This is a genomic window from Dielma fastidiosa (genome assembly GCF_003475485.1).
Taxonomy (GTDB): Bacteria; Bacillota_I; Bacilli_A; order Erysipelotrichales; family Erysipelotrichaceae; genus Dielma; species Dielma fastidiosa.
Genome location: NZ_QRQL01000015.1, coordinates 1 through 244, shown reverse-complemented (window position 1 = coordinate 244; position 244 = coordinate 1). Strand labels below are relative to the sequence as shown.

At 48.8% G+C, this 244-nt stretch carries 1 pseudogene; it reads left to right on the top strand.

Annotated features, from left to right (window positions below):
- A pseudogene (locus DWZ33_RS18385) lies at positions 1–244 on the top strand (L-ascorbate 6-phosphate lactonase); the annotation flags it as partial.

Below are 244 nucleotides of genomic sequence, written 5' to 3'. Positions count from 1 at the left end.
GCCGGATGACCCAACCGAATTTAAGAGCGGCACCGATCGTATATGATCCGTTCGCAGTAACAAGTGTGGATGCGGTATTATCCACTCACTATCACAATGACCACATTGATCCATACTTTGCGGCCGCGGTATTAAAGAATGTAGAAGGCGACGTACCGTTCATTGGACCAATGAAGAGCGTAGAAAAATGGCTGAGCTACGGCGTACCAAAAGAACGCTGCATCACGGTAAAGCCGGGTGATGT